Origin of the sequence: Bacillus cereus group sp. BfR-BA-01453 (assembly GCF_022662915.1) — a bacterium.
GTDB classification, from domain to species: Bacteria; Bacillota; Bacilli; order Bacillales; family Bacillaceae_G; genus Bacillus_A; species Bacillus_A paranthracis.
Genome location: NZ_JAKUEN010000014.1, coordinates 1 through 25,154 on the forward strand (window position 1 = coordinate 1; position 25,154 = coordinate 25,154).

A 25,154-nucleotide genomic window follows, 5' to 3' on the forward strand; every position below is an offset into this window, starting at 1 on the left:
ATAAGAGCAAGCTCTTAATCCATTCGCTCGACTTGCATGTATTAGGCACGCCGCCAGCGTTCATCCTGAGCCAGGATCAAACTCTCCAATAAAGTTAGTTTGTCTAGCATCATAAAATAAAAATTGACGTTTCACGTTGTTTGTTTCGTTCAGTTTTCAAAGAACTAAAAGCGGGTGAAGAGAATCGAACTCTCGACCAGAGCTTGGAAGGCTCTTGTTTTACCACTAAACTACACCCGCGTGGTCGGGAAGACAGGATTTGAACCTGCGACCCCCTGGTCCCAAACCAGGTGCTCTACCAAGCTGAGCCACTTCCCGTAATTGGCGCGCCCGAGAGGAGTCGAACCCCTAACCTCTTGATCCGTAGTCAAACGCTCTATCCAATTGAGCTACGGGCGCTTATTCATGATGTTTTTTTCGTCGTTGTATTTTGGCGACTCAATTATCTTATCATACTACACTTTCAAATGCAAGTACTTTTTTCAAAAGATTTTTGATGCGGCCGAGAGGACTTGAACCTCCACGGGGTTTCCCCCACTAGGCCCTCAACCTAGCGCGTCTGCCGTTCCGCCACGACCGCGCGGAAAAAACAAAAGTGAGCCATGAAGGACTCGAACCTTCGACCCTCTGATTAAAAGTCAGATGCTCTACCAACTGAGCTAATGGCTCGTAAATGGCTGGGCTAGCTGGATTCGAACCAGCGCATGACGGAGTCAAAGTCCGTTGCCTTACCGCTTGGCTATAGCCCATCGAAATACTTATCTTATTTCCAAAGACAAATGTTATTGTACCATAATGACCAATAAAAAACAACTGCCAATTAGCAGAAGTTAAAATGGCGGTCCCGACCGGGGTCGAACCGGCGATCTCCTGCGTGACAGGCAGGCATGTTAACCACTACACCACGGGACCATTTAATCTTTACATTAATGTCATTTTACTTTTCATTATAATATTATGGTGGAGGATGACGGGATCGAACCGCCGACCCCCTGCTTGTAAGGCAGGTGCTCTCCCAGCTGAGCTAATCCTCCGAAGTGGTGACCCGTACGGGATTCGAACCCGTGTTACCGCCGTGAAAGGGCGGTGTCTTAACCACTTGACCAACGGGCCAATATGAATGGCAGAGAAGAAGGGATTCGAACCCTCGCACCGCGTTCGCGATCTACTCCCTTAGCAGGGGAGCCCCTTGAGCCACTTGGGTACTTCTCTGTATGGCTCCGCAGGTAGGACTCGAACCTACGACCGATCGGTTAACAGCCGATAGCTCTACCACTGAGCTACTGCGGAATAATAAAGACAATTTGTATCTTATAAAAATTCTTATCGTAAGTCAAGAGGTTTTTTCACAACATCTTGTACAAACGTGACATGTTTATAATATACTGGATTGCGTTTTCACTGTCAAGATGTTTTCTTTATCAAGATTAGTTTCCCTTTACACTTTCCGCAGACATATCTTTTTGTATTTATTTGACGCCTCCTTACATATTGAAGTGAGCATTCCATACATTCATACATATAAACCTTTTTGCCCTTCTCTTCATTTATCATTCGTTTACAAAAGCGTGGTGCATCAACTGCCTTTAATAATTCTCGAAAATCCTTATCCCGATGCTTATACCCTCTTCCCGCAATATGTAAGTGATAATGACAAAGTTCATGTTTAATAATTCCAACTAATTCTTCTTCCCCATACATTTCGTAATATCTATAATTCAGTTCAATATTGTGTGTATTCAATAGATAACGCCCACCAGTTGTACGCAACCTACCATTAAACATCGCCTTATGTAAAAACGGCATTCCGAAATATTGCATTGATACTTCTTCCACTAGCTGCTGTATTTCTTGCTCATCCATTTTCATTCCTCCTAAACAAAAAAATATTTTTACACTTTTCTCCTCTCTTATACATATATTAAATAGTACATATACCCATCCTCATTCAAGAAGCGTGGTTTCTAAAAACATAGCAGAAATAGAAATCCACTCACCAACCTCTCATCAATCGCACCTTACATTTTTGAGAGTAGGATTAAACAAGGAGGGATTCCTATGCCTACATGGCTCAAAAAACAAATGCAACGCGCATATTTCGAAAAAAACCGGTATCAAATTAAATTACTAAATGAATGCTGGTTTTATTATAGCAAAATACATCAAAGCTCATAATCCATTACACTTTCTACCCTATTAAAAAAAGAGCAGTTTCATCTGCTCTCTTCTCTTACTATTCAATCGGCAACATAGATAATGCAACGCGACCTTTTTTCGTATCAATATCATCTACCCATACTTTGACGATTTGTCCGACAGATACAACATCTAACGGATGCTTCACGTATTGTTTGCTTAGTTTAGAAATATGTACTAACCCATCTTGTTTCACACCTACATCAACGAAAGCACCGAAATCAACAACGTTACGAACTGTCCCTTCCAGTTCCATACCACGTTTTAAATCTTCTAATTTCAAAATCCCTTTTTTCAGAAGCGGTTTAGGCAACTCATCCCTCATGTCTCGCTCTGGACTAATGAGTGCATCTATAATATCAACTAATGTTGGTTCTCCAACTCCCGTTTCTTGCGACAACTTAGAAATCTCTACTTCTTCTAAACTCTTTTGTAATTGTGGTTGCCCTACGTCATCTTTTGATAAACCTAGACTCTTTAATAACAATTCAACATTTTTATATTGTTCTGGGTGAATACCTGTACGGTCTAACGGATTTGCCCCTTCTAATATACGTAAGAAACCTATACATTGTTCATATGTCTTCGCACCTAGACGTGGTATTTTCTTTAAGTCTGTTCGTTTTGTAAATTTCCCTTCTTCTTCACGCTTTGCTACAATATTTTTCGCAACAGTTTTTGATAAGCCTGAAACATATTGTAACAACGCAACTGAAGCTGTATTTACATTCACACCGACTTGGTTAACTGCTGTCTCTACTACAAACGTTAATGATTCATTTAATCTTTTTTGAGACACATCATGTTGATATTGTCCAACCCCAACTGATTTCGGATCAATCTTTACAAGTTCAGCAAGTGGATCTTGCAGACGTCTACCAATAGAAACCGCACTTCTTTCTTCAACCTGTAAATCCGGGAATTCCTCACGTGCTAAATCAGAAGCCGAATACACACTCGCACCAGCTTCGTTTACAATAATATAGAAGACTTCTCGTTCCACATTTTGTAATACATCAACTATAAATTCTTCCGATTCTCTAGAAGCTGTACCATTCCCAATCGCAATCATTTCAACTTGATATTTATCTATAATAGAAAGAACTTTCGCTTTTGCATCTTCATATTTACGCACTGGTGGATGCGGATAAATAACATCAATATATAAAACTTTCCCCGTATCGTCTACGATAGCTAATTTACACCCCGTTCTATATGCAGGGTCTACAGCTAACACAACCTTTCCTTTCATCGGAGGTTGTAATAACAAATTACGTAAGTTCTCAGAGAAAATATGTATCGCTTGTTCCTCAGCTGTTTCTGTTAATTCTTTTCGAATCTCCCTTTCAATAGAGGGTTGAATTAATCGTTTATAACCATCCTCAATTGCTAACTTTACATACTGTGCACTTTTTGAATCGTTATCACGAATTACTTTCTTATATAAGAAAGTTACTATCTCATCTACTGGTGGAACAACAGAAACTCTCAATATATCTTCTTTCTCACCTCGATTCATCGCTAATACGCGATGCGGCACGACTTTCTGCAACGGTTCTTCATAACTGTAATACATTTCATATATATTTTTTTCATCTTTCTCTTCATCTTTTACAGCCGAGGATATAACACCTTTTCTAAAAGTAACATTCCGAATCCAACTACGATATGCCGCTTCATCTGAAACGATTTCCGCAATGATGTCTTGAGCACCTTGTAATGCTTCTTCTGCAGATTCCACTTCTTTCTCGGCATTTATAAATTCCATTGCCTTCTGATTCGGATCTTCTTTCGTATATAACAATAACCATTCAGCTAATGGCTCTAACCCTTTTTCTTTTGCAATCGTTGCTTTCGTTCTTCTCTTCTCTTTATACGGACGATATAAATCTTCTACTTCTTGCAACTTTGTAGCTTTCACAATTTGCTGATGTAATTCTCCTGTCAGTTTCCCCTTCTCATCAATAAGACGAAGAACCTCTTCTTTCCTATCTTCAAGCTGCATTATATATTGCCATCTCTCTAAAATTGTACGAATTTGCACTTCATCTAAAGAGCCTGTCCATTCTTTTCGGTAACGAGCAATAAATGGAACTGTGTTACCTTCTTCTGTTAATTGAATAACATGACGAACTTGCTTTTCGGTAAAGCCTAATTCCTTCACTAACATTTTCATTAACGCTTGTCGATTATCTACCATTTCCATATACAACCGTAACCTCCTCTATAATAAAAAAAGTTGCCCTTCAAAGAGAGCAACTTAAACTGCCGATTTAAAAATCTATTAGTCCTAAACTAATTTGTAGCGCTTCATCTACACGAATCATCATCACTTCATCTAAGTGAGTGATTTTGTCCGTTAAGCGCTGCTTATCGATTGTTCGAATCTGCTCAAGTAAAATAACAGAATCTCTCTCAAAACCGTACTTTTTCGCATCAATTTCCACATGAGTGGGTAATTTCGCTTTTTGAATCTGTGCAGTAATAGCCGCTACAATCACCGTTGGACTAAAACGATTTCCGATGTCATTTTGAATGACAAGAACCGGACGAACGCCTCCTTGCTCAGAACCAACAACTGGGGAAAGGTCTGCAAAATACACGTCGCCGCGTTTTACAATCAAAATATTACCCCCCGCTAACTAAGCGTTCTACTGTATGAGCTGCTTCATACTCTGCTAAGAAAGCTTCAGATGCAATACCAAGATTAATTTTTCCCATTTCAATGTACCCACGTCGCATTGATTCATGTTGGTAGCGTTTCTTCGTCTTATGTTGACGCAATAACAGTTGTGTTGCCTGGCAAATTAGTTCATGGCGATTCTTATTCTCTTGTTTTCCAATTCCGTCCAATTCCGTTACCATTTGCTTTGGCAACCGAACCACGATTTCAGTAGTTACACTTGATTCGGACACAAAAATACACCTCCACCGTCAACTACACACCCAAATATATATATGACACCTATTGTAATAATACCATTGTATGGAGCCTGTTGCAAAGACTTCCTTATTCCTTGCTTATGTTTTCCAATTCACAAACAAAACATTCATATTCTTTTATTTTTTATCTCATTACAACAAGAAACGGAAGAGTTTCCACGTTAAATTATGTTAAAAGTAATGATAAGTAAAAAGCTTCTCGTCAAAAAACGAACTTATTCTTAGCCAACGAAAAGTCCTCTCACATGACAAGAAGCAAATCATACTACCTTCTATATATCATTCAAATAATTGATTACTTCCACAACTTTACCGTTCCGTATAAATATTCTCGGCACACGGAAACTAATCGTTGTAATAATTTCATAATTAATAGTTCCTGAATATTCCGCAACCTCTGTAGCGCTAATATATTCATCTCCTTGCCTTCCGATGAGTGTAACTTTCGTACCAAGAGGCACTTTACAAGGAAGGTGTATCATAAATTGATCCATCGTTACTCGACCCACAATCGGTACCCTTTTACCATTTACAAGCACTTCAAATCCTTGTAATCTTCTAAGCCAGCCATCTGCATAACCAATTGCAACGGTCGCAATCCATTCTTCAGTTTTCGTTCGATAAGTGACGTTATAACTAATTCCATCCCCTTTAATCACCTGTTTAATATGAGCAACTTTCGTATGCAATGATAGCGCTGGTTCTAATTTAAGCGGTAAAAAAGGGCGTATTTCTACAGATGGAGATAACCCATACATCGCAATGCCAATTCGTACTGCATTAAATGTAATCCCTTGAAAACGTAGCGTTGCAGCACTATTAGCTGTATGAACAAACTTAGGATTCACTCCGAATTCTTTCAACCAACTTAACTGCTCCAAAAATGTGTTATATTGCTTATCAAAGTAAGAAGTCTCCACCTCATCTGCTGTTGCAAAATGCGTATAAACTCCTTCCAATTCTAAGAATGGTGCACCTTCTAAGCTTTTTAAAAATCCTTTTAATTCTTTACGTTCACGTATTCCAATTCTCCCCATACCACTATCGAAATTAATATGGTATTTCATCGTAGACGAACCATCCCAAAGTTTGATTGCTTCATCTACCCATTCCTTTTGAAAAACAGTTAATGCTACATCATTTTCAGCAGCTACATTTATATCACGAGGAGGAGAAGGACCTAACACTAAAATCGGCGCAGTAATACCAGCTCTTCGAAGCACTAAAGCTTCATCTAAGAACGCAACTGCTAACCTTGTCGCCCCCGCTTCTAATGCTGTTTTAGCCACCGGTACATAATCGTGCCCATATGCATTCCCTTTAACTACGGCAAAAATTTCTACACCACTCGGGATAAATTCTTTAATATGTGTAACGTTGTTATAAATGGCATCTAAATCCACTTCCACCCAAGTGTCACGGTAAAATGGTGCTTCTTCCATAAATACACTTCCTTATACACGATATGCGAAGCTTATTCTTTTATATGCTTCTTTTATGAAATCCACCCTTCAAACTAAGAAAAGACGTGGTGCACATATATCACCACGTCTAAGAAGTTACTTCACTTGCTTCTCTGTAACTGAACGAGCAACCATTAATAGCTCCTTCGGCTCCAAACCTTTAGACACGAGCATATATTCTACTCCGTTATGCGACCACGTTAAAGAGTCTTTCGTCAATGCTCCAATTGTAAAGCCAAGATCAACCAATTCTCCGCTCACACTTATTGCTGACGAAGCCTCTGCAACTTTTGCCTTTTCTTGTATTAAAGTAAAGGATTTCTTACTTCCAGTGTATGTGAGTATTGCACGCTTGCCACTGTCTGTCTTCAACTCTTTTTCATCTTTCAAAGTCATACCTTGTGGCGTATCACGTGGATATAAAATAGCAAACGGTTTGTCTTCTTTCGCTGTCGTTTGAACATCTACTTGCGCTCTAGACATATTTTGTTTCGTATCAAATGCACCTTTATCAAATTTCGCGTCGAATTTCACTTTAGAGAAATCTACTTTCACAAGAACATTTTGATCATTATCCATTAACTTCACCGAAACTGGCGTTAAATCACTTTTCTTCAACGTAATCTCTTGTCTCGGCAACATGTTTTGATGCTGATAGTTTGTTTTTGTTTTAAAAATATAATGCTTATCTGTTTTTTCAAAAGTAAGGTTTTTCTTATCCTGTAAAATATCTCTCACAAGAGATTCGTATAAATAAGCCTGGCTACTATTTTGCGGCCAATCACTTTGGAAACGGAAACTCTTATTAAGAGCTGGCGTTAATACAAATACTCCTTCTTCATTTCTTAAAATAATTTGACTTTGATCTTTTTTCGCATTCTGCAAATTCACACGATAAAAAGAAGGTTCCTTATGCCATATTTCTACCTTATACTCCTGAGGCTCATTCCCTGTTTTAATAGATAATTTCGCTTCAGCTTGATAGCTTTTCAACCCTTTTACTTTCGCCTCTAAATCTCTCACAACATCATCTTGTTTCTTCTCCATACAACCGGCCAACACAAAAACGGTTAATAAACCGACAAGAACTAAAAACAGACGCCTTTTCATCACTTCAGCCCCTTTGCCCCTATAAATGAATGGAAGATGTACCTTCCTTATCGCTACCACAAATATATGAGACAAAGATATAAAATATGCAGACTAGCGTGACGAGCTTTCTAAAACAACTTGAGCAACAGCAAATTCCTTACTGTGACTAATTGATAAATGAACAATATGCTCTGTACTTGTAATAAGAATCGGCTTGCCTCTATCATCATTTCTTACTTCAATATCTAAAAAACTCACTTCTTTCCCGATACCAGTCCCTACCGCTTTTGAATACGCCTCTTTCGCTGCAAATCTTCCAGCTACAAACTCTGTAAGGCGGCTTCCCTTCAGCCCCTTAGCAACATTACGTTCACTTTCAGTTAAAATACGTTCCATAAATTTAAGCTTTCCATCTATCATTTTTTCAATTCGATTCAATTCAATAATATCGATTCCAATCCCTACAATCATTTCAAAATCCCCTTCTTCTATTTAGCTTTCTTTTTTCATATTGTAAGAATAACAGAGAATCTTTCTGATGCAAAAGGAGTGATACTCACCATATGCTAATACCATCCGCCCGCATTTCCTTACAACCCATCACCATTGCTTTACTTCTCATACAATTAATCATGATTATATTAGGGGATTTTTCCCTCTTTCCTATGGCAGCTTCTAATGAATATATCGCTAAAGGAGAATGGTGGCGTCTCATAACTTCCCTGCTCGTACATGTAGACTTACAACATTTTCTTTCTAATAGTATTTGTTTATTCATGCTTGGCTCTTCTATTGAAAAACAACTAGGGCACTTTTCTTTCATCATTATTTTTTTCCTTTCTGGCATTCTCGGAAATATTTCGTCTTACCTTATTATGCCTCATGAATACATTCATGCCGGGGCATCTGGTGGCATTTTCGGATTGCTAGGTGCACAGTTATTTCTATTGTATAGCCGATATCGTTCTTCCAATCCAAGAGACATCGCTATTTTTTCAATTATGATATGTATATTACTACTATTCACTTTCTTCAATCCCTCTGCCAACCCTATCAGCCATTTAACAGGATTGATCATTGGTGGTATTTGCACCCCTTTATTAATAAAAAAACTCGATGGTGCAGAGCTCATTTAATATAAAAGCTCGCACCATCGACAATTTCCACATCTGTTTGTTCACTTAAATCTCTCATGAGTTGAAATAAAGACTCATCCTTCTTCTTCGCTTCAATCATACAATCAATTTGCGGAACACTTCCTTTTATCTTTTTTAAAAAAGATAAAAAAGTATCTACATTAATAAAGTCCGCATGTGCCCTTGGGTCTTTTCCCTCTCTAGGACTAGAAATGTGCATTTTCACCGGTAACAAAGACGATTCCCACGTATGTACAACACGCGCCCAATCTTCATGCCAATCTTCTCGATCATGATTCATCATATGATGATGTAAATCAAATACAACGGGAATGTCCAACTTTTCTCCTAAATATAATGTGTCCTCGAGCGTAAAAGTTGTATCATCATTTTCTAACATAATCATTTCCTGAATGCCTCTTGGGACGTTAGACCAATTCTCTATAAAACGCTCTAATGCGAGCTCTTTATCTTTATATCCGCCCCCAACATGCATTACACATCGTTGCTTATGTTCAATTCCCATACCTTTTAATAATTTTCTATGCATTTGTAATGTCTTGACAGATTGTTTAAAAATATTCTCCTCGGGTGAATTAAGTACAACAAAATGATCTGGATGAAAATCAATACGCATATTCATTCGAATAGCGTAATCACCTAGCACTTTTAAATTTTCTTTTAAGGGACGAATGTAGTTCCACTCTAACAACTCCTCATGATTCGCTAAAGGAATCAACTTGGAACTAAGTCGAAAAAAGGATATATCATGGCCTTTGTTATGTTTTAATAACCGTAAGCAATTTTCCAAATTCGAATTAGCAATTCTTTCAAGTTTACGAATCGCCGCTTCCCGATCATCTATTTTTTGAAACTGCGCGTACGTCATCGTTTGAGATGGGGATGCGTTTTTCAAATGTACACTCATCGCAACATACCCAAGTCTTACAAGCATGTAGCACCTCATTTCTACACAAGTTATTATGTAGTATGTACAATTACAGAAATAAAAAAAGAGAATGCCGGAAAAGGGCATTCTCTTTTTTACTATTAAGCTTGTGGCTTACGGCTATGATGTTTTCTTTCGCCGCGTCCGTTTGAAGATCCTGGGCGACCTTGACCTTCTCCACGACGACCACGGTTGCCGCCATCACGATTGCGATCACGGTTACCGTCACGATTACGACCATCACGATTGCGGTCACGGTTACGACCATCGCCACCGCGTCCATCACGACTACGATTACGGTTACCATCACGGTATCCGCCTCCGTTACCGCCGCGTTTTTTAGAACCGCCACCTCTTGCAACAACTGGTGGTTCTGATGTTAAAGCGATTGGAGTTGTATCTGGCTCTTTTGTCATCATTTTTAAAGCAGCAGCTACTACTGTTACAGAGTCGTTCTCTTCTAACATTTCTTCCGCAATACGCTTGTAGTATGCTAAGTTTTCATTTTCAATTGTGTTTTGAAGTTTTTCAGCGATTAAACGTTGTTGACCTTCTAGTGCCTCGTCAAGTGTTGGTGCATCCATGCGGTCCATTTTACGTTTTGTTGTACGCTCGATATTTTTTAATTGTCCAGATTCACGTGGTGTTACAAATAGCATTGCAATACCTTTTTTACCTGCACGACCAGTACGGCCAATACGGTGAACGTATGATTCTGGATCTTGTGGAATATCGAAGTTGTATACGTGTGTTACACCTGAAATATCAAGACCACGTGCAGCAACGTCTGTTGCAACAAGAACTTCAATAGAACCTTCTTTGAACTTACGTAATACAGACATACGTTTCGCCTGAGTTAAATCACCATGGATACCTTCCGCAGCATAACCACGTAAATTTAATGCTTCTGATAATTCATCAACACGACGCTTTGTACGACCGAATACAATCGCAAGCTCTGGAGATTGAATGTCTAATAAGCGTGTCAATACATCAAACTTTTTCTTTTCTTGCACTTCTAAATAGAACTGCTGAATGTTTGGCATTGTTACTTCTTTTGCTTTTACTTTAATGTGTTGAGGCTCAGTCATGAAACGCTCAGCAATACGACGGATTGGATCCGGCATTGTCGCTGAGAATAGTAATGTTTGGTGTGTTTCTGGCACATCTGTTAAAATTGCTTCAATATCTTCAATGAAGCCCATGTTTAACATTTCATCCGCTTCGTCAAGAACAACTGTCTCTACGTTTTGTAAGCGAAGTGTTTTACGGTTAATATGATCTAAAATACGACCCGGCGTACCAACAATAATGTGTGGGTGTTTTTTTAGAGCACGAATTTGGCGGTTAATATCTTGACCACCGTAAATTGGTAAGATACGAACGCGTTTATGTTTACCAATTTTGTATAGCTCTTCTCCAACTTGAATTGCTAATTCACGCGTTGGCGCGATAACAATACCTTGAACCGATTCTTTATGTGTATCCACTTTATCTAATAGTGGTAATCCGAATGCTGCTGTTTTCCCTGTACCTGTTTGTGCTTGCCCAATAATATCCTTACCTTGCAATGCATGTGGAATTGTTTCAGCTTGAATTGGCGTAGCCTCTTCAAAGCCCATACTTTCAACAGATTGCAGTAAAGAATCACTTAATCCTAATTCTCGAAATGTTGTCAATGTTACTTCTCCTTTTCTATCCTATACTTATCATTTAAAAAAAGGCGTTTTCCGAATTTGCGGAAAAGCCCTTTTCCTGAATGCTCACGTATATAAACGGGCGTATATTCTTCACGAAAATACTTCTAAACGTTATTACACTTTATCAATTATAAGTTTTGTATGTGTAAAAAGCAAACCCAACTGTTACCTTATTTTCATATTCAGAGGTTTTTTCTTCACTTTTATTTTTTTATATTTACTGTAAGCGCTTATTATAAGTTTCTTCTTTTTTCGTTGCTATCATCCCTATTTATATACACCAATTATTTCAACATCGTAATTACTTCTTCCAATTTCATACCGCGAGATGCTTTTATTAATACAACATCTTTTGCATCGACTACTGCTTGCAACTCTTTTACTAACTCTTCTTTATTATCATAAGCCTTTACACGTTCGTTAGGGAAATTAATTTTCGCTCCTTCAGCAATTTGAGCCCCTAATTTACCATATGTGAACACATAGGAGATTTTTGCTGGATCGATTAATTTACCTACCTCATAATGAAACTGTACTTCTTGATCTCCAAGCTCTAACATATCGCCGAGAACAACAATTTTTTTAGAGAATCCATCTAAACCATTCATTAGGTGGAATGCTGCTTCCATAGCTGTTGGACTTGCATTATAAGCATCGTTGATAATTGTTAATCCACTATTTGTTTTTACAATTTCCATACGCATGCCTGTCATTTGAAGTGTTACTAAACCTTCTTTCATCTCTTCCCACGTTACACCAAAGTGTTTCGCAATTGCCATAGAAGCAAGCGTATTATACACATTATGTTTCCCTAATACTGGTAGATAGAATGAGATGTTTTCTTCTCTATTCATTTTAAAGTGCGTCCCAGTTGCTTGTAACGTTACAGTCGTTGGATAGTAATCATTTGCTCTAGCATCACCAAACGTAACTGTTTCAGCTATTAAATTCATTTCAGGAACACGATTCGTTAATAATGGCTCATCTCCGTTATATACGAACACTCCACCTTCTTGTAATCCTGTCACAATTTCTAATTTCGCTTCAGCAATTGCCTCGCGAGAGCCTAAGTCCATTAAATGCGCTTCACCAATGTTCGTAATGATAGCTGCATTTGGACGAGCTAACTTAGATAAGAATTCAATTTCCCCACGGCTTGACATTCCCATTTCTAATACAGCTACTTCTGTATTTTCTTCTAAGTTTAAAATAGTAAGAGGTAGCCCGATATGATTATTGAAGTTTCCTTCTGTTTTTTGAACTTTGAATTTAGTCGCAAGAAGACTTGTTACAATATCTTTTGTAGATGTTTTACCGTTACTACCTGTCACACCAATCACTTTAACATCCAATTGGTCGCGATAGTTTTTTGCTAACATTTGTAATGCTGATAGCGTGTCTTCTACAAAAATAACCGGAAGATTCTCAGGTGGATTTGCTACATCTTTCATCCATAATGTCGCCACAGCTCCATTTTCAACAGCTTTATCTACAAAAGCATGTCCATCGAAACGTTCACCTTGAATCGGAACATATAAGTTTCCTTTTTCGATTTTTCTCGTATCAATAGACACTCCTTGTATAGTAATTCCCTCATACTGCTCTGCTAATCCCGTACCATTTGTCATTTGTTCTACTTGTTTTAACGTTCGATTTATCATAAAAACACTCCTTACATAGAGGAAGCACTATTCCTTCGAATAGTGCCTCCTCCTTTTTTTGTTAGATTGTATATTTAATTTTTTGTTTTTCTTCGTGACGCTCCATTGCTAAACGAATTAGCTCTTCAATTAATTCTGGATACGGTAATCCAGTATGTTGCCATAGTAGAGGGAACATACTAAACGGCGTAAATCCTGGCATCGTATTCACTTCGTTAATGTATACTTCTCCATCTTTCGTTAAGAAGAAATCAGCTCGCGTTAAGCCAGCACCATCTAACGATTGGAATGCAACAATCGCATCTCGCTTAATAACATTAGACTCTTCTTCTGTCATTTCAGCTGGAATAATTAACGCTGTATCACCATCGATGTATTTCGACTTATAATCATAGAAGTCTTTTTTAGGTACGATTTCACCTACAACTGAACATTTCGGTTCATCATTACCTAGTACACCAACTTCTACTTCACGTCCAACGATATTTTCTTCCACAATAATTTTACGGTCAAATTGGAATGCCTCTTCAAATGCATTCTCAAGTTCTTCACGATTTTTACACTTATTAATCCCAACACTTGAACCAAGGTTTGCTGGTTTTACGAAGCAAGGGTAACCTAATACTTCTTCTACTTTTTCATATGCTGTTTCACGATCTTTTTCCCATGCACTACGAATAAATGATGCATATTTTGCTTGTTTCAATCCAGCTTCTGCAAAGATGTTTTTCATAACAACTTTATCCATACCAGCAGCAGATGCTAGAACACCATTTCCTACATAAGGAATATTCATTAATTCTAATAATCCTTGTACCGTTCCATCTTCACCATTTGGTCCATGTAGTAATGGGAAAATAACGTCGATAGCATTTTCCTCAGCATTTGCAGATGGAATGATTTCTGTGCTTAATGATAGCGGAGAAATCGCATTTTCTGCACCGCTCATTTTTAGAACTTCAACATCTGTTACTTCACCTTCAATACGCTCACCGCGTACCCATTGACCTTGTTCTGTAATATAAATTGGATGAATCTCGAATTTATCTTGATTTAATGCTTTAATAGCAGCAAGAGCCGTTTGTAGCGAAACTTGATGCTCAGCTGATTTTCCACCATATAATAAACCTAATTTAATTTTTGTCACTGAAATCACCCTAACCAATTGTTTTCATTTTTCTATTTTAGCACTTTTTATAAAAATAGGTAGTTCCTATTTGAAATAAAATGCAACTTCCACAAATAATTAAACGACACCACTTATTGGTTTTCTATACTTTTTCCACTTAAATTTCTTCATAAATATATAAAGTGAAACTTTAATCAGTGGGAGGCTTCATCCCCTACTGATTATTAGTTGAACCAATCGGACTTTTATGGGCAGTTGATCCCCCACCTAAATTCCTTGCTTTCGCTGAATTTTGAGGTGAGGGTCTTACTGCCCATTAAAGTGGGATAAAATTGCAACCCAATCTAGTTATGTACCTAAAATATGTAGAAATCCCTGTTTTGTGTATGTCATCTAATTATTAAGAAGATTGTTTGGTTAGCGTGCCTTTTTGCCTTTGTTCAACGAGACGATCTAAAGAAATATATACAACACCTGCAACTACACATCCTATAGCTAAAATTGTAAATAGGAAGTGACCAAGTAATCGATCTAATAAAAACCCCCCAAGAAGTGGACCAAATGCATTTCCTGTAATCCACTGCAAACTTGCAGCCCCCATATAAGTCCCTCTTAAATGCTCAGGGGCCAAATTCGCTACAAACGTCATCTGTACAGGCGACATAATCATCTCGCCTAATGTATATATGGCATACACAAACAGTAACGTTATTAAAATAATTGTAGCATTCGTATCTAATCCTCCAAACCACTTCGGTAACCAACCTATAAAAAACAAACCTATCCCGAACAAACATGCACCATATAACATCGTCTTTCCGACAGGTTTATCTGTGGCCCATTTTGAAATTTGAAATTGGAACAACACAACTAATAGTCCGTTTAACGCCATTAAATATGGGTATGGATTGTTAGTTCCAAAAATATCTTTCATTTCATTATCAAAGTGCAATGGCAACATACCTTCTGTTTGAGAAAATCCCATCGAAATAATGATACCTGCTAATAAATAAATCATGAGTGCCTTATCTCGCAATACAATTTTCCACACCACTCCTGATTCCTTTTCTTTATCCTCTTCCTCATTCGCAATCTTTGGCATTGTCTCTTGAATAAGAACGAATACAAGCAATGCATAGAATAACATCGTAGACGAGGCAATAATAAACACAAGGTTCTTCGACAACATAACTACTGAAGCCCCCATTATCGGGCCAATTGCAGCACCTATATTATGCCCCATCCGCAACAAACCATATGCTTCTGTTCTTTTTTCTGGCACTGTTACATCCGCAACCATCGCTGATGCAGCTGGATGAAATAGCGAATTACTTAACCCTAAAAAAATTGATAAAATCGCATACGGAATAAATCCTTCTATAAATAAAAAACCGAGCATTAATAATGCATTACTCACCATCGAAAATATCATAATCGGCTTTCTTCCATATATATCAGCGATTCTTCCCCCTATAATGGATCCAAAACTCGCAGCAATTGGAGAAAGCGCCATAATAACTCCAACCTGTAATAACGAATCTACCTTATCTTTTAAATATAATGCAAAGAAAGGCATCAACATCATCATTGCAATTCCATTTAACGTCTCACCAATAAACCGAATCCATACGTTACGGTCCATCTCCCTTAATTCACGCCACGTATTCTTCATCATTTCACCCCTTTAGTTCACCAACAATTATCTTATAATAGATTCAGAAAAATGTAAATTTTCAAATAAAAAAATCCATTCCAACAGAATTAGAATGGATTTTCCTACTTATAAATTTGCTACATCGTCTTCGTCTTTACTATTATTTAAAGCACTATGTTTTCGGCTATATAAAAAGTAAACCGCAATACCAATAACCATCCATACGCCAAAACTAATCCAAGCCGTTCCGGATAATTGAAGCATTAAGTATAAACAAAAAATTACTGTTAACGCTGGTAAAAATGGTACAAGCGGCGCCTTAAATGCTCTTGGTAAATCAGGATGAGTTCTTCTCATTACAATAACAGCAACAGCTACAAGTGCAAAGGCTGATAAAGTCCCCATATTTACAAGATGCGCTAATACATTTAAATCTATTAATCCTGAAATAAGTGCTGCAATAATTCCTGTTGTCCACGTATTTAAAAACGGTGTTTTAAATTTAGGGTGAACTTTAGCAAGACGCTTCGGCAATAACCCATCTCTACTCATTGCATACGAAACACGTACTTGCCCATACATCATAACTAACATTACTGTTGTGATCCCTGTAATTGCCCCTACCGAAATGACTCCTGCTAAACTATCTTGTCCAATAAATTGAAGTGCAAAAGCGACTGGATCTGATATATTTAACTGTCCGTATGGAACAATCCCTGTCAAAATAAGCGAAACAACAATATAAAGAGCTGTACAAATTAATAAAGATGCAATAATACCAATTGGTAAATCACGTTGTGGACGTTTCACTTCTTCTGCTGCCGTTGAAACTGCATCAAACCCTATAAATGCAAAGAACACTGTAGCAGCTCCAGCCATTACACCATCTAAGCCAAATGGCATAAAAGGCGTCCAGTTTTCAGGTTTCACATAATTAAAACCAGCAAAGATAAAAATAAGAACAACCGCTAGTTTAATAAATACCATAATATTATTTACACGTGCACTTTCACGAACACCCCTAGATAAAAGAACCGTCATCACTAAAATAATTAGAACTGCTGGCAAATCAATTATTCCACCCTTTCCTGTACCAGGGGCTGAGGAAAGGATGGTAGGAATATGAATTCCAAATCCCTTTAATAAAGATTGGAAGTACGCGGACCAACCATTTGCCACAGCAGAGGTTGCAAGTAAATACTCAAGCATTAAGTCCCATCCAATTAAAAATGCGAATACTTCTCCCATCGTCGCATATGTGTACGTGTACACACTGCCTGAGACAGGAACTGAAGAAGCAAATTCAGCATAACAAAATGCAGCAAAGGCACATGCTAACGCGGCTATCGCAAATGATAATATAATAGCTGGTCCAGAATGTTTCGCTGCTACCACGCCCGTTAGAACAAAAATACCCGTTCCAACAATTGCCCCGATTCCAAGCATCGTTAAATCTAGTGCGCCCAATGTTCTTGCTAACGTCTTTTGTTTACTCTCTTGCATTAACTTTGCAATAGGCTTCTTTTGAAAAATTTGCTTCATAGCATGCTCCTCCAAGTTTTAAATTTTCTGAAAATTTTTAATTCGCTTTTTTATTTTACTCATAGTACTTTCCCCAGTCAATACTTTTGTCGAAATAAGTAGAAACTCTTATGAATATGCACGATTTTTATCATTCTTTCTATATATCTTTCTATAACTTTCTTTGGTATTATTATACATGTCGATTCCATGAAAGAGGCATGCTCCGTTATTGAGCATGCCTCTTTTTACTTATTTCACAGTATATGATCCCTCTTCAATCCAGCTATACATATATTTTTCATCTTCTGTTTCATGTGCTTGTTTTACAATACGAAGCGGACGGAATGTATCTATCATAACAGCTAATTCAAGCGTTTCTTTTTTCCCTATACTCGCCTCTGTTTTCCCAGGATGTGGCCCATGAGGAATGCCGCTCGGATGAAGTGTAATAGACCCTTCCTCCACACCTTTTCGGCTCATAAAGTTACCTTCTACGTAGTACAGTACTTCATCACTATTCACGTTACTATGATAATACGGTGCCGGAATAGATTCTGGATGATAGTCGTATAAACGTGGTACGAAAGAGCAAATAACGAAATTGTGACCCTCGAACGTTTGATGTACTGGAGGTGGCTGATGAATACGACCTGTAATTGGTTCAAAGTCCTCTACATTAAAGACCCACGGATATAAATAGCCATCCCATCCAACTACATCTAACGGATGGTGTCCTAAAACATGTTTATGCATATACCCTCGCGACTTTGTCATTACGACAAACTCACCTTTTTCATCATACGTCTCTAATTTTTCCGGGCCACGAATATCTCTCTCACAAAACGGACTATGCTCTAACAATTGTCCATACTCATTGCGATAGCGACGCGGTGTTGTAATTTGGCTATTCGCCTCTACAACAAGAAACTTAGTCTCTCCTTCATCAGGAATAACACGATAAATCGTTCCAATTGGGATTGTTACATAATCGCCTTTTCGATAGTGAATCGTTCCAAACATCGTTTCAATTTTCCCTGTTCCGTAATGAACAAATAACATTTCATCGCCATCACCATTACGGTAGAAATAGTCCATTTTTTCTGTTGGAGTCACTACTCCAATTAATAAATCCTCATTCCCAAGCATAAAGTTTCTTCCGCTTACTGCATCGCCAGTTTTTTTATTTTCTTTCGTGCGAAAATGACGATGAGCAAGAGCTACATCTTCTTCATACTGCAACTGACAAGAATGAGATAATGCCGCATGCCCTACTTCCGTTGGCATATAATGATGGTACAAAATAGATTGCGTACCAGAAAAACCTTTTGTTCCCATTACCTGCTCACGATAAAGCGACCCATCTTTTTTACGGAATTGTACATGTCGTTTATGAGGTAGCTCCCCCATGTGACGATAAAACATGCCCATCACCTGCTTCCCTTTCTATTTTGACCGTATTACGTAATGTACCTAAACCAGTAATCGTAAGTTCTACCACATCACCATCTTGTAGCCACTCTTCTGTACCCAGTTCTAAAATACAACCTGTTCCTACTGTTCCAGAACCAATTACATCGCCTGGGTATAGCGTAACGTCTTCCGAAGCACGTTCAATCATTTCAGCAAATGTATAGTAAATATCTCGAAAGTTCCCTTTTGATAATAGCTTTCCATTTACATGAGCAGTCATCTCTAACTCATAACGGTCACCATTACGATAAATATCTAGTTCCTCTTTCGTAACAAGGTACGCTCCTAATGAAGTTGCAAAATCTTTTCCTTTCGCTGGACCAAGTCCTACCTTCATTTCTGTTGCTTGTAAGTCCCTTGCACTCCAATCATTCATAATACAATAACCAAAAATATATTCCTCTGCTTGTTCACGAGAAATATTTCTTCCTTCTTTCCCAATTACGCAAGCAATCTCTAACTCATAATCAAGTTTTTTAGATTTCTTCGGACTAATTACAACATCATCTGGACCAATTACAGCACGATGGTTCGTAAAATAAAAAACCGGGATATCGTACCATTCAGGTACAACATCTAACCCTCTTCGGCTACGTGCCGTTTTTACGTGCTGTTCAAATGCATAAAAATCCCTAATACTACTCGGATTAGGAATCGCTGCCGCTAATTGCACTTCCTCTAAGGAATATATGCCCTTTTCCGGATTATTAATATTACGCAACACTTCTACATACTCATCCGCTTTCTCTAAAAAGGCGAACATAGAAGAAGGTAATTTCCCACCACTAGCAAGATTCATATCAATTACCTTGCCACCTTCAAGCCATCCAGCTCGCATTTCTTTCGAAGGAAGACGAAATGTAACGAATTTCATCCTGATTCCTCCCTATGAAAATGAAATTTCCACCAACAAAGGAGTTTTTGCTGGTGGATATAAATTTTATAAATTTCCGCGACGCTCTTGTTCTCTTTCAATCGATTCGAATAACGCTTTAAAGTTTCCTTCTCCAAATCCGCGAGAACCTTTACGTTGAATGATTTCAATAAATAAAGTTGGACGATCTACAATTGGTTTCGTAAAAATTTGTAGTAAATAGCCTTCATCATCGCGATCTACTAAAATCTTTAATTCTTTTAACTTATCAATTTCTTCATCAATTTTTCCAACTCGTGCAGTTAATTCATCGTAATAAGTATCTGGTGTATCTAAAAACTCCACACCATTTGCACGAAGCGCTTCTACTGTTTTAACAATGTCATTTGTTAGTAAAGCAAGATGTTGTACACCTGCTCCATTGTAGAATTCTAGATATTCTTGAATTTGTGATTTTCGCTTTCCATCTGCTGGTTCGTTAATAGGGAACTTAATACGACTTCCATTTGTCATAACCTTCGACATTAATGCTGAATACTCTGTACTGATATCATCATCATCAAAATGGATCATTTGTTTAAAGCCCATAACGTTCTCGTAATAACTAACCCACTCTTCCATCTTTTCAACATTACCAACTACATGGTCTACAGCAATTAAACCTGACTCTTCAAATGGAATATCAAACTCAGCCTTTTGGAATCCTGGCATAAATGTCCCTTTATAATTTTTACGCTCTACAAGCGTATGAATTGTATCACCATACGTACCAATAACTGCTTTTTTCAATGTACCGTTCTCATCTGTTAACTCTACAGGCGGAGCAATTGCGACGGCACCACGTTTCACCGCTTCTGAGTATGCTTTATCAACATCGTCAACAAGTAATGCCACATCTTTCACGCCATCACCATGAGTCTTTACAAACTCTGCAATACGATTGTCACTACTTAAAGCCCCAGACACAACGAAACGCATATTTTTTTGCACAAGAACATAAGATACTTTTTCACGGTTACCAGTTTCTAATCCAGAGTAAGCCACAATTTTGAATCCGAATGCTCTCGCAAGATAATAACTTGATTGCTTTGCATTTCCTACGTAAAACTCCAAATGATCTACATCACGTACTGGAAAAAAGTCCTCCATTTGTGCAGCTAGCGTATCCATAGATTTTTGTTTCATAAAATCCTCATCCCCCTGTAAATAGATTAAATGGTTCATACTTAAAACCAACCGAAAACGCTTCCAACATCAATTAATAGAAATTAGTTAGCAAGCTAACAAATTCTGACCTTTAAAATTTTCTATCTTTTCTGTCAAATTCCTCTTTTTTTCTTACATATAAAATTCGACTTTTTTCTCTTTAAAATATAGAGGGGCTATTCATACTTGAAGGGATATATAGAAGAAAAATAAAAAAGACCCCAACATATTAATTACTTACTAATATGCTAGAGTCTTTATTTTTTTTGAATGATTGTATTTATATGTCTCATACTAATACTTTTGCAAGGAATAGAATAAATGATGTTAATACTACCGCTCCACCTAATGATCCTAATAAATCTGTTTTTGTTACTTGTAACACTTGTTCACTGTTCATATTCCTCATTCTCCTTTCGTTTTGTATAATGTAAAACTTCTATTATACTAATACACTTGATAGAAATACGATTAATGCTGTTAATACTACTGCTCCACTTGCTGATCCTACAAAGTCACCTTTTGTTACTTGTAATACTTGCTCTTTCATTTTGCATTCTCCTCTCATTTTTCTTTTGTTACAAAGTTTTTATTATACTAACACGCTTGATAAAAATACGATTAATGCTGTTAATACTACTGCTCCACTTGCTGATCCTACGAAATCACCTTTTGTTACTTGTAATACTTGCTCCTTCATGTTTTTCATTCTCCCTTCTCTTCTTTTGTTACAAAACTTTTATTATACTAATACGCTTGATAGAAATACGATTAACGCCGTTAACACTACTGCTCCACTTGCTGATCCTACGAAGTCACCTTTTGTTACTTGTAATACTTGCTCTTTCATATTATGTATCCTCCTTTTAATAAGTTATCTATATGTAATTTCTAAGAAATGTTTATTTCATAGTTTTTATATTGACGTTACATTAAATTTAATAACGTAACGTTTGTAACATTAATGTAACATAACTATTGTTACGTTGCAATATAATTACGTAAATTTTATTACACTTTTTTACGTTTTTTTATAAACACCCTTAAAAACCTTGTTTTAATGCATTTTCTACTAAGTTTATGTTTGTAATGTTATTGTAACATTACAGTCATATAACGAAATATCGCCATACTCACCTCTACTTTTGTTACAAATTAAGATAAATCCTTCATTAATAAAGTGGAATCTATCAAATTCTTACTGATAGTTCATACGAGATAAAATACAATCTTTCCAAGATAAGTTTATATGTTTCCTCCATATAACTATGTATAATAAAAACAAAGAGGTGGTCATTTTGAAATTAATCGCATTAGATATGGATGGAACACTACTATCATCTAGTCTTGAAATCTCCAAAGAGAACTTACAAGCTATCCAAACTGCAAAAGAGGCTGGTCATATAGTCATGATTTGTTCTGGTCGTGCAAAAGAGGATGCTTTGAAATTATTGGAAGAATATAAACTATCTCTTCCAGTTGGAGCGAGCAATGGGGCAATTGTTTATGTGGATGGAAAAGTAATTAACTCGCGTTGTTTACAAAATGATAAAGTATACAAGCTTGCAAAATTACTAGAATCTGAAGGTTTTCCTTATAAGCTATATACGAATAAAGGAGTTTATTCTCCATATACATGGCAAGATCAAGTCATGCAAGCGTTCGAAGAGAACAAGCATGCACTAGATGTTACGCTTGAGGAACTTGAAAGAATTACAGAAAAACAAAAGAAATCAAACTTAATTACTGATTTCCAAAAAATCGAAGATGTTGTAAACAATCCAGAATTAGAAATATCTAAATTCTTTATTTTGACATTTAACGCAGGGCATCGCGCACAGCTATTAAGTATGTTACAAGAAGATACTGATATTATGGTTACAGCATCTGCTCCTACTAATTTAGAAATTATGGACAAGAATGGACATAAAGGAAATGGACTGAAACAAATGGCAGCCCATTTTAATATATCAATTGAAGATACAGTTGCTATCGGTGACAATTTTAACGATGTACCCATGTTAGAAGCAGCTGGTTTATCAGTTGCAATGGGAAACGCTGAAGAAGATGTAAAAAAACTATGTGATGTTGTAACATTAACAAACAATGAACATGGTGTTGCTCATGCAATCGAGCAATTTGTATTAAAACAAACTTCATCTAGTAAATAAAAAAAGGACTCTTTCTATTTGAAAGAGTCCTTTTCTTTTATACGTGATGGCAAGCAACAAAATGCTCCTCACCAACATTACGGAATTCTGGCACCGTTTGTTTACAAATATCTGTTGCAAACGGGCAACGTGTATGAAAGCGACAACCTGAAGGTGGATTTGCCGGGCTCGGAATGTCACCCTCTAGTATGATTCTCTCTCGCTTCACTGTTGGATCTGGTATTGGCACAGCCGATAACAATGCTTTTGTATACGGATGAAGCGGATTTATAAATAACTCATCACGTGGCGCTGTTTCCACAATCGTTCCTAAATACATAATTCCAATCTTCGTACATAAATGCTCTACTACGCTTAAATCATGTGAAATGAATAAGTAAGATAGTCCTTTTTTCTCCTGTAACTCACTAAATAAATTAATGATTTGTGCTTGAATAGATACATCTAGTGCTGCCACAGGTTCGTCAGCCACAATAAATTCTGGATTTAATACCATAGCTCTTGCGATAACGATACGTTGACGTTGTCCACCAGAAAACTCATGAGGGTACCGGTCAATATGATATGGAGCTAAGCCACATAACTCTAATACTTCTGTCACCTTCTCACGAACATTTTCTTTCGTCGCTAATCCATGAGCTAACATCGGCTCACCAAGCGCTTCCCCAATTCTCATTCTCGGATTTAATGAGCTAAATGGATCTTGGAAAACAAGTTGCATATTAGGACGATGTTTTCTCAATTCTTCCTTAGATAAAGAGTGAACATCTTGCCCTTTAAACTTCACTTCCCCTTCCGTTTTTTGAACGAGACGTAAAATTGTTTTTCCTATCGTCGTTTTTCCGCTTCCCGATTCACCAACGAGGCCGAATACTTCACCTTTATTAATAGTAAAACTTACTCCATCAACTGCTTTTACATGTCCAACCGTTCTACTAAATATGCCGCCTTTAATTGGAAAATATGTTTTTAAGTTCTTTACTTCTAATAATGGTTCACTCATTGTTCCGCACGCTCCTCATATAACCAGCAAGCAACTTTATGATTCTCATCATGTAGATTCAAACTTGGCACTTCTTCTTTACATATTTCCATACAATGCTCGCAACGACCACTAAAGTAGCAAAACTCATCCAAACCAACTAAATTAGGAACTTGCCCTGGAATAGAATATAGTTTATCTATTCGTTTTCCCATCACTGGTTTTGATTTTAACAAACCTTTCGTATACGGGTGTTTCGGATTTTGGAATATTTCTAGTACTGGTGCTTCTTCAATAACTTTCCCGCCATACATAACGACAACGTAATCCGCCATTTCTGCTACGACACCTAAGTCATGTGTAATTAATAAAATCGATGTTTTAAATTCTTCTTTCACTTGTCTTAATAGATCCAATATTTGAGCCTGAATTGTAACATCAAGAGCCGTTGTCGGTTCATCCGCAATTAATAACTTCGGATTACAACTAAGTGCAACAGCAATCATAATACGTTGTAACATACCACCACTTAGTTCGTGTGGATAAGAATGGACGATTTCATCCGCACGAGCTATACCGACTTTACGAATTAACTCAATCGCCTTCTTATATGCTTCATTTTTACTAAGCAGTTCATGCTCCCTTAACGTCTCTACAATTTGTTCCCCTACAGTAAAGACTGGATTTAGCGATGTCATCGGTTCTTGGAAAATCATCGCAATATCATTCCCTCGTAAACTACGAAGCTCTTTCTCTTTCATTCCTAAAAGACTTTTTCCTTCATATAAAATATCTCCACCTACTACACTGCCTGATTCAGCAATAAGTCCCATAATAGATAAAGCCGTTACACTTTTCCCGCAACCAGATTCACCTACAACACAAACAGTTTCACCTTCTCGAACTGTAAAACTAACATGATTCACAGCTTTTACTGTTCCTTCTTCTGTCTGAAAGTGTGTTTGTAAGTCTTTCAACTCTACTACCGCTTTACTCATATTCCC

At 37.3% G+C, this 25,154-nt stretch carries 25 protein-coding genes, 11 tRNA genes and 1 rRNA gene; 3 read left to right on the top strand and 34 right to left on the bottom strand.

From position 1 onward, the window contains the following. The 13 genes from MR070_RS21635 to MR070_RS21695 form a co-directional block, all read right to left on the bottom strand. Nucleotides 1-92: ribosomal RNA gene (locus tag MR070_RS21635) — 16S ribosomal RNA — on the bottom strand; the annotation flags it as partial. A 77-nt stretch (nt 93-169) separates the two neighbouring features. Continuing rightward, a tRNA-Gly gene (locus MR070_RS21640) sits at nt 170-240 on the bottom strand. A gap of 1 nt (nt 241) precedes the next feature. Continuing rightward, a tRNA-Pro gene (locus MR070_RS21645) sits at nt 242-318 on the bottom strand. Nucleotides 319-322: 4 nt separating this feature from the next. Continuing rightward, nucleotides 323-399, bottom strand: a tRNA-Arg gene (locus MR070_RS21650). A 98-nt stretch (nt 400-497) separates the two neighbouring features. After that, nucleotides 498-580 (bottom strand) — tRNA-Leu (locus MR070_RS21655). Nucleotides 581-596: 16 nt separating this feature from the next. Then, nucleotides 597-669 (bottom strand) — tRNA-Lys (locus MR070_RS21660). A 5-nt stretch (nt 670-674) separates the two neighbouring features. Next, a tRNA-Gln gene (locus MR070_RS21665) sits at nt 675-749 on the bottom strand. 87 nt (nt 750-836) lie between these two features. Then, nucleotides 837-912: transfer RNA gene (locus tag MR070_RS21670), tRNA-Asp, on the bottom strand. A gap of 46 nt (nt 913-958) precedes the next feature. Next, nucleotides 959-1,034: transfer RNA gene (locus MR070_RS21675), tRNA-Val, on the bottom strand. A 4-nt stretch (nt 1,035-1,038) separates the two neighbouring features. Then, a tRNA-Glu gene (locus tag MR070_RS21680) sits at nt 1,039-1,113 on the bottom strand. A gap of 8 nt (nt 1,114-1,121) precedes the next feature. Continuing rightward, nucleotides 1,122-1,212 (bottom strand) — tRNA-Ser (locus MR070_RS21685). A 3-nt stretch (nt 1,213-1,215) separates the two neighbouring features. Next, nucleotides 1,216-1,290: transfer RNA gene (locus MR070_RS21690), tRNA-Asn, on the bottom strand. A 114-nt stretch (nt 1,291-1,404) separates the two neighbouring features. Further along, entirely contained in the window at nt 1,405-1,863 is a 459-nt protein-coding gene (locus MR070_RS21695) for a SprT family protein (protein ID WP_242261994.1), read from the bottom strand. Nucleotides 1,864-2,058: 195 nt separating this feature from the next. On the opposite strand from MR070_RS21695, the gene cmpA reads away from it, so the two are divergent. Beyond that, a complete protein-coding gene (gene cmpA / locus MR070_RS21700; protein WP_001143642.1) occupies nt 2,059-2,175 on the top strand; it encodes a cortex morphogenetic protein CmpA in 117 nt (38 codons plus the stop codon). A gap of 58 nt (nt 2,176-2,233) precedes the next feature. Here cmpA and MR070_RS21705 read toward each other — a convergent pair whose 3' ends face one another. From MR070_RS21705 to acpS, 6 genes are all read right to left on the bottom strand, one after another. Next, nucleotides 2,234-4,402, bottom strand: a complete 2,169-nt coding sequence (locus MR070_RS21705) for a Tex family protein (protein WP_242261995.1) — start codon at nt 4,400-4,402, stop codon at nt 2,234-2,236. 67 nt (nt 4,403-4,469) lie between these two features. After that, entirely contained in the window at nt 4,470-4,820 is a 351-nt protein-coding gene (gene ndoA / locus MR070_RS21710) for a type II toxin-antitoxin system endoribonuclease NdoA (RefSeq protein WP_000635963.1), read from the bottom strand. Nucleotides 4,821-4,824: 4 nt separating this feature from the next. Continuing rightward, nucleotides 4,825-5,112 (bottom strand): antitoxin EndoAI, encoded by a 288-nt coding sequence (locus MR070_RS21715; protein WP_000004570.1) that lies wholly within the window; start codon nt 5,110-5,112, stop codon nt 4,825-4,827. A gap of 299 nt (nt 5,113-5,411) precedes the next feature. Then, nucleotides 5,412-6,581, bottom strand: coding sequence for an alanine racemase (alr, locus tag MR070_RS21720; protein ID WP_000390609.1), 1,170 nt, complete (start codon nt 6,579-6,581; stop codon nt 5,412-5,414). Nucleotides 6,582-6,698: 117 nt separating this feature from the next. Beyond that, nucleotides 6,699-7,649 (bottom strand): LolA family protein, encoded by a 951-nt coding sequence (locus MR070_RS21725; RefSeq protein WP_025388382.1) that lies wholly within the window; start codon nt 7,647-7,649, stop codon nt 6,699-6,701. A 156-nt stretch (nt 7,650-7,805) separates the two neighbouring features. After that, nucleotides 7,806-8,165 (bottom strand): holo-ACP synthase, encoded by a 360-nt coding sequence (gene acpS, locus MR070_RS21730; RefSeq protein ID WP_000635037.1) that lies wholly within the window; start codon nt 8,163-8,165, stop codon nt 7,806-7,808. Nucleotides 8,166-8,257: 92 nt separating this feature from the next. Here acpS and MR070_RS21735 point away from each other — a divergent pair, with 92 nt between their 5' ends. Continuing rightward, complete coding sequence (locus MR070_RS21735; RefSeq protein WP_000906920.1) at nt 8,258-8,830, top strand: rhomboid family intramembrane serine protease; 573 nt, start codon at nt 8,258-8,260, stop codon at nt 8,828-8,830. On the opposite strand, the gene uvsE is transcribed toward MR070_RS21735, so the two are convergent. From uvsE to MR070_RS21800, 13 genes are all read right to left on the bottom strand, one after another. Continuing rightward, nucleotides 8,823-9,785, bottom strand: a complete 963-nt coding sequence (gene uvsE / locus MR070_RS21740; protein ID WP_000961156.1) for a UV DNA damage repair endonuclease UvsE — start codon at nt 9,783-9,785, stop codon at nt 8,823-8,825. The two genes, MR070_RS21735 and uvsE, sit on opposite strands and share 8 nt — an antisense overlap. A 95-nt stretch (nt 9,786-9,880) precedes the next feature. After that, entirely contained in the window at nt 9,881-11,458 is a 1,578-nt protein-coding gene (gene cshA / locus MR070_RS21745) for a degradosome RNA helicase CshA (RefSeq protein ID WP_000206582.1), read from the bottom strand. A gap of 305 nt (nt 11,459-11,763) precedes the next feature. Next, entirely contained in the window at nt 11,764-13,140 is a 1,377-nt protein-coding gene (murF, locus tag MR070_RS21750) for a UDP-N-acetylmuramoyl-tripeptide--D-alanyl-D-alanine ligase (protein ID WP_000610682.1), read from the bottom strand. 61 nt (nt 13,141-13,201) lie between these two features. Then, nucleotides 13,202-14,287: a D-alanine--D-alanine ligase gene (locus MR070_RS21755; protein ID WP_000161443.1), complete on the bottom strand. Its 1,086-nt coding sequence runs from the start codon at nt 14,285-14,287 to the stop codon at nt 13,202-13,204. Nucleotides 14,288-14,669: 382 nt separating this feature from the next. After that, a complete protein-coding gene (locus MR070_RS21760) occupies nt 14,670-15,941 on the bottom strand; it encodes an MDR family MFS transporter (RefSeq protein ID WP_139896421.1) in 1,272 nt (423 codons plus the stop codon). Between the two features lie 108 nt (nt 15,942-16,049). Continuing rightward, the gene (locus tag MR070_RS21765) at nt 16,050-17,465 is read right to left on the bottom strand and encodes a branched-chain amino acid transporter BcaP (RefSeq protein WP_242261996.1); all 1,416 of its coding nucleotides are present in this window, start codon (nt 17,463-17,465) and stop codon (nt 16,050-16,052) included. 231 nt (nt 17,466-17,696) lie between these two features. Continuing rightward, nucleotides 17,697-18,869: a homogentisate 1,2-dioxygenase gene (locus MR070_RS21770; protein ID WP_000499913.1), complete on the bottom strand. Its 1,173-nt coding sequence runs from the start codon at nt 18,867-18,869 to the stop codon at nt 17,697-17,699. After that, nucleotides 18,835-19,791, bottom strand: a complete 957-nt coding sequence (locus MR070_RS21775) for a fumarylacetoacetate hydrolase family protein (RefSeq protein ID WP_242261997.1) — start codon at nt 19,789-19,791, stop codon at nt 18,835-18,837. Before MR070_RS21775 ends, MR070_RS21770 begins: the two co-directional genes overlap by 35 nt. A gap of 66 nt (nt 19,792-19,857) precedes the next feature. Beyond that, the gene (gene hppD / locus MR070_RS21780; RefSeq protein ID WP_000810913.1) at nt 19,858-20,976 is read right to left on the bottom strand and encodes a 4-hydroxyphenylpyruvate dioxygenase; all 1,119 of its coding nucleotides are present in this window, start codon (nt 20,974-20,976) and stop codon (nt 19,858-19,860) included. A 310-nt stretch (nt 20,977-21,286) separates the two neighbouring features. Continuing rightward, nucleotides 21,287-21,406: a DUF3948 family protein gene (locus tag MR070_RS21785; RefSeq protein WP_001984893.1), complete on the bottom strand. Its 120-nt coding sequence runs from the start codon at nt 21,404-21,406 to the stop codon at nt 21,287-21,289. A gap of 33 nt (nt 21,407-21,439) precedes the next feature. Then, a complete protein-coding gene (locus tag MR070_RS21790; RefSeq protein WP_000664237.1) occupies nt 21,440-21,547 on the bottom strand; it encodes a DUF3948 family protein in 108 nt (35 codons plus the stop codon). A gap of 42 nt (nt 21,548-21,589) precedes the next feature. Next, on the bottom strand, nt 21,590-21,706 hold the full coding sequence (locus MR070_RS21795) for a DUF3948 family protein (protein ID WP_001984868.1): 117 nt from the start codon (nt 21,704-21,706) through the stop codon (nt 21,590-21,592). A gap of 33 nt (nt 21,707-21,739) precedes the next feature. Next, nucleotides 21,740-21,847, bottom strand: coding sequence for a DUF3948 family protein (locus tag MR070_RS21800; protein WP_000664237.1), 108 nt, complete (start codon nt 21,845-21,847; stop codon nt 21,740-21,742). Nucleotides 21,848-22,295: 448 nt separating this feature from the next. Between MR070_RS21800 and MR070_RS21805 the strand changes: the two genes are divergently transcribed. Next, the gene (locus tag MR070_RS21805; protein WP_000766439.1) at nt 22,296-23,168 is read left to right on the top strand and encodes a Cof-type HAD-IIB family hydrolase; all 873 of its coding nucleotides are present in this window, start codon (nt 22,296-22,298) and stop codon (nt 23,166-23,168) included. A gap of 37 nt (nt 23,169-23,205) precedes the next feature. Here MR070_RS21805 and MR070_RS21810 read toward each other — a convergent pair whose 3' ends face one another. Beyond that, the gene (locus MR070_RS21810) at nt 23,206-24,171 is read right to left on the bottom strand and encodes an ABC transporter ATP-binding protein (protein WP_001294511.1); all 966 of its coding nucleotides are present in this window, start codon (nt 24,169-24,171) and stop codon (nt 23,206-23,208) included. Next, nucleotides 24,168-25,148, bottom strand: a complete 981-nt coding sequence (locus tag MR070_RS21815) for an ABC transporter ATP-binding protein (protein WP_000030798.1) — start codon at nt 25,146-25,148, stop codon at nt 24,168-24,170. Before MR070_RS21815 ends, MR070_RS21810 begins: the two co-directional genes overlap by 4 nt. Nucleotides 25,149-25,154 lie beyond the last annotated feature (6 nt).

Excerpts from the sequence above, each read along its gene's own strand:
- MR070_RS21735 (WP_000906920.1), top strand. The coding sequence starts at position 8,258 with ATGCTAATACCATCCGCCCGCATTTCCTTACAACCCATCACCATTGCT.
- MR070_RS21815 (WP_000030798.1), bottom strand. The coding sequence starts at position 25,148 with ATGAGTAAAGCGGTAGTAGAGTTGAAAGACTTACAAACACACTTTCAG.
- MR070_RS21795 (WP_001984868.1), bottom strand. The coding sequence starts at position 21,706 with ATGAAAAACATGAAGGAGCAAGTATTACAAGTAACAAAAGGTGATTTC.
- murF (WP_000610682.1), bottom strand. The coding sequence starts at position 13,140 with ATGATAAATCGAACGTTAAAACAAGTAGAACAAATGACAAATGGTACG.
- MR070_RS21800 (WP_000664237.1), bottom strand. The coding sequence starts at position 21,847 with ATGAAAGAGCAAGTATTACAAGTAACAAAAGGTGACTTCGTAGGATCA.
- MR070_RS21760 (WP_139896421.1), bottom strand. The coding sequence starts at position 15,941 with ATGAAGAATACGTGGCGTGAATTAAGGGAGATGGACCGTAACGTATGG.
- hppD (WP_000810913.1), bottom strand. The coding sequence starts at position 20,976 with ATGAAACAAAAATCTATGGATACGCTAGCTGCACAAATGGAGGACTTT.
- MR070_RS21695 (WP_242261994.1), bottom strand. The coding sequence starts at position 1,863 with ATGGATGAGCAAGAAATACAGCAGCTAGTGGAAGAAGTATCAATGCAA.
- MR070_RS21810 (WP_001294511.1), bottom strand. The coding sequence starts at position 24,171 with ATGAGTGAACCATTATTAGAAGTAAAGAACTTAAAAACATATTTTCCA.
- MR070_RS21705 (WP_242261995.1), bottom strand. The coding sequence starts at position 4,402 with ATGGAAATGGTAGATAATCGACAAGCGTTAATGAAAATGTTAGTGAAG.
- MR070_RS21765 (WP_242261996.1), bottom strand. The coding sequence starts at position 17,465 with ATGAAGCAAATTTTTCAAAAGAAGCCTATTGCAAAGTTAATGCAAGAG.
- MR070_RS21790 (WP_000664237.1), bottom strand. The coding sequence starts at position 21,547 with ATGAAAGAGCAAGTATTACAAGTAACAAAAGGTGACTTTGTAGGATCA.
- alr (WP_000390609.1), bottom strand. The coding sequence starts at position 6,581 with ATGGAAGAAGCACCATTTTACCGTGACACTTGGGTGGAAGTGGATTTA.
- acpS (WP_000635037.1), bottom strand. The coding sequence starts at position 8,165 with ATGATTGTAGGGATTGGAATCGATATTATTGAATTGAATCGAATTGAA.
- MR070_RS21725 (WP_025388382.1), bottom strand. The coding sequence starts at position 7,649 with ATGGAGAAGAAACAAGATGATGTTGTGAGAGATTTAGAGGCGAAAGTA.
- cmpA (WP_001143642.1), top strand. The coding sequence starts at position 2,059 with ATGCCTACATGGCTCAAAAAACAAATGCAACGCGCATATTTCGAAAAA.
- uvsE (WP_000961156.1), bottom strand. The coding sequence starts at position 9,785 with ATGCTTGTAAGACTTGGGTATGTTGCGATGAGTGTACATTTGAAAAAC.
- MR070_RS21785 (WP_001984893.1), bottom strand. The coding sequence starts at position 21,406 with ATGAGGAATATGAACAGTGAACAAGTGTTACAAGTAACAAAAACAGAT.
- MR070_RS21770 (WP_000499913.1), bottom strand. The coding sequence starts at position 18,869 with ATGTTTTATCGTCACATGGGGGAGCTACCTCATAAACGACATGTACAA.
- MR070_RS21775 (WP_242261997.1), bottom strand. The coding sequence starts at position 19,791 with ATGAAATTCGTTACATTTCGTCTTCCTTCGAAAGAAATGCGAGCTGGA.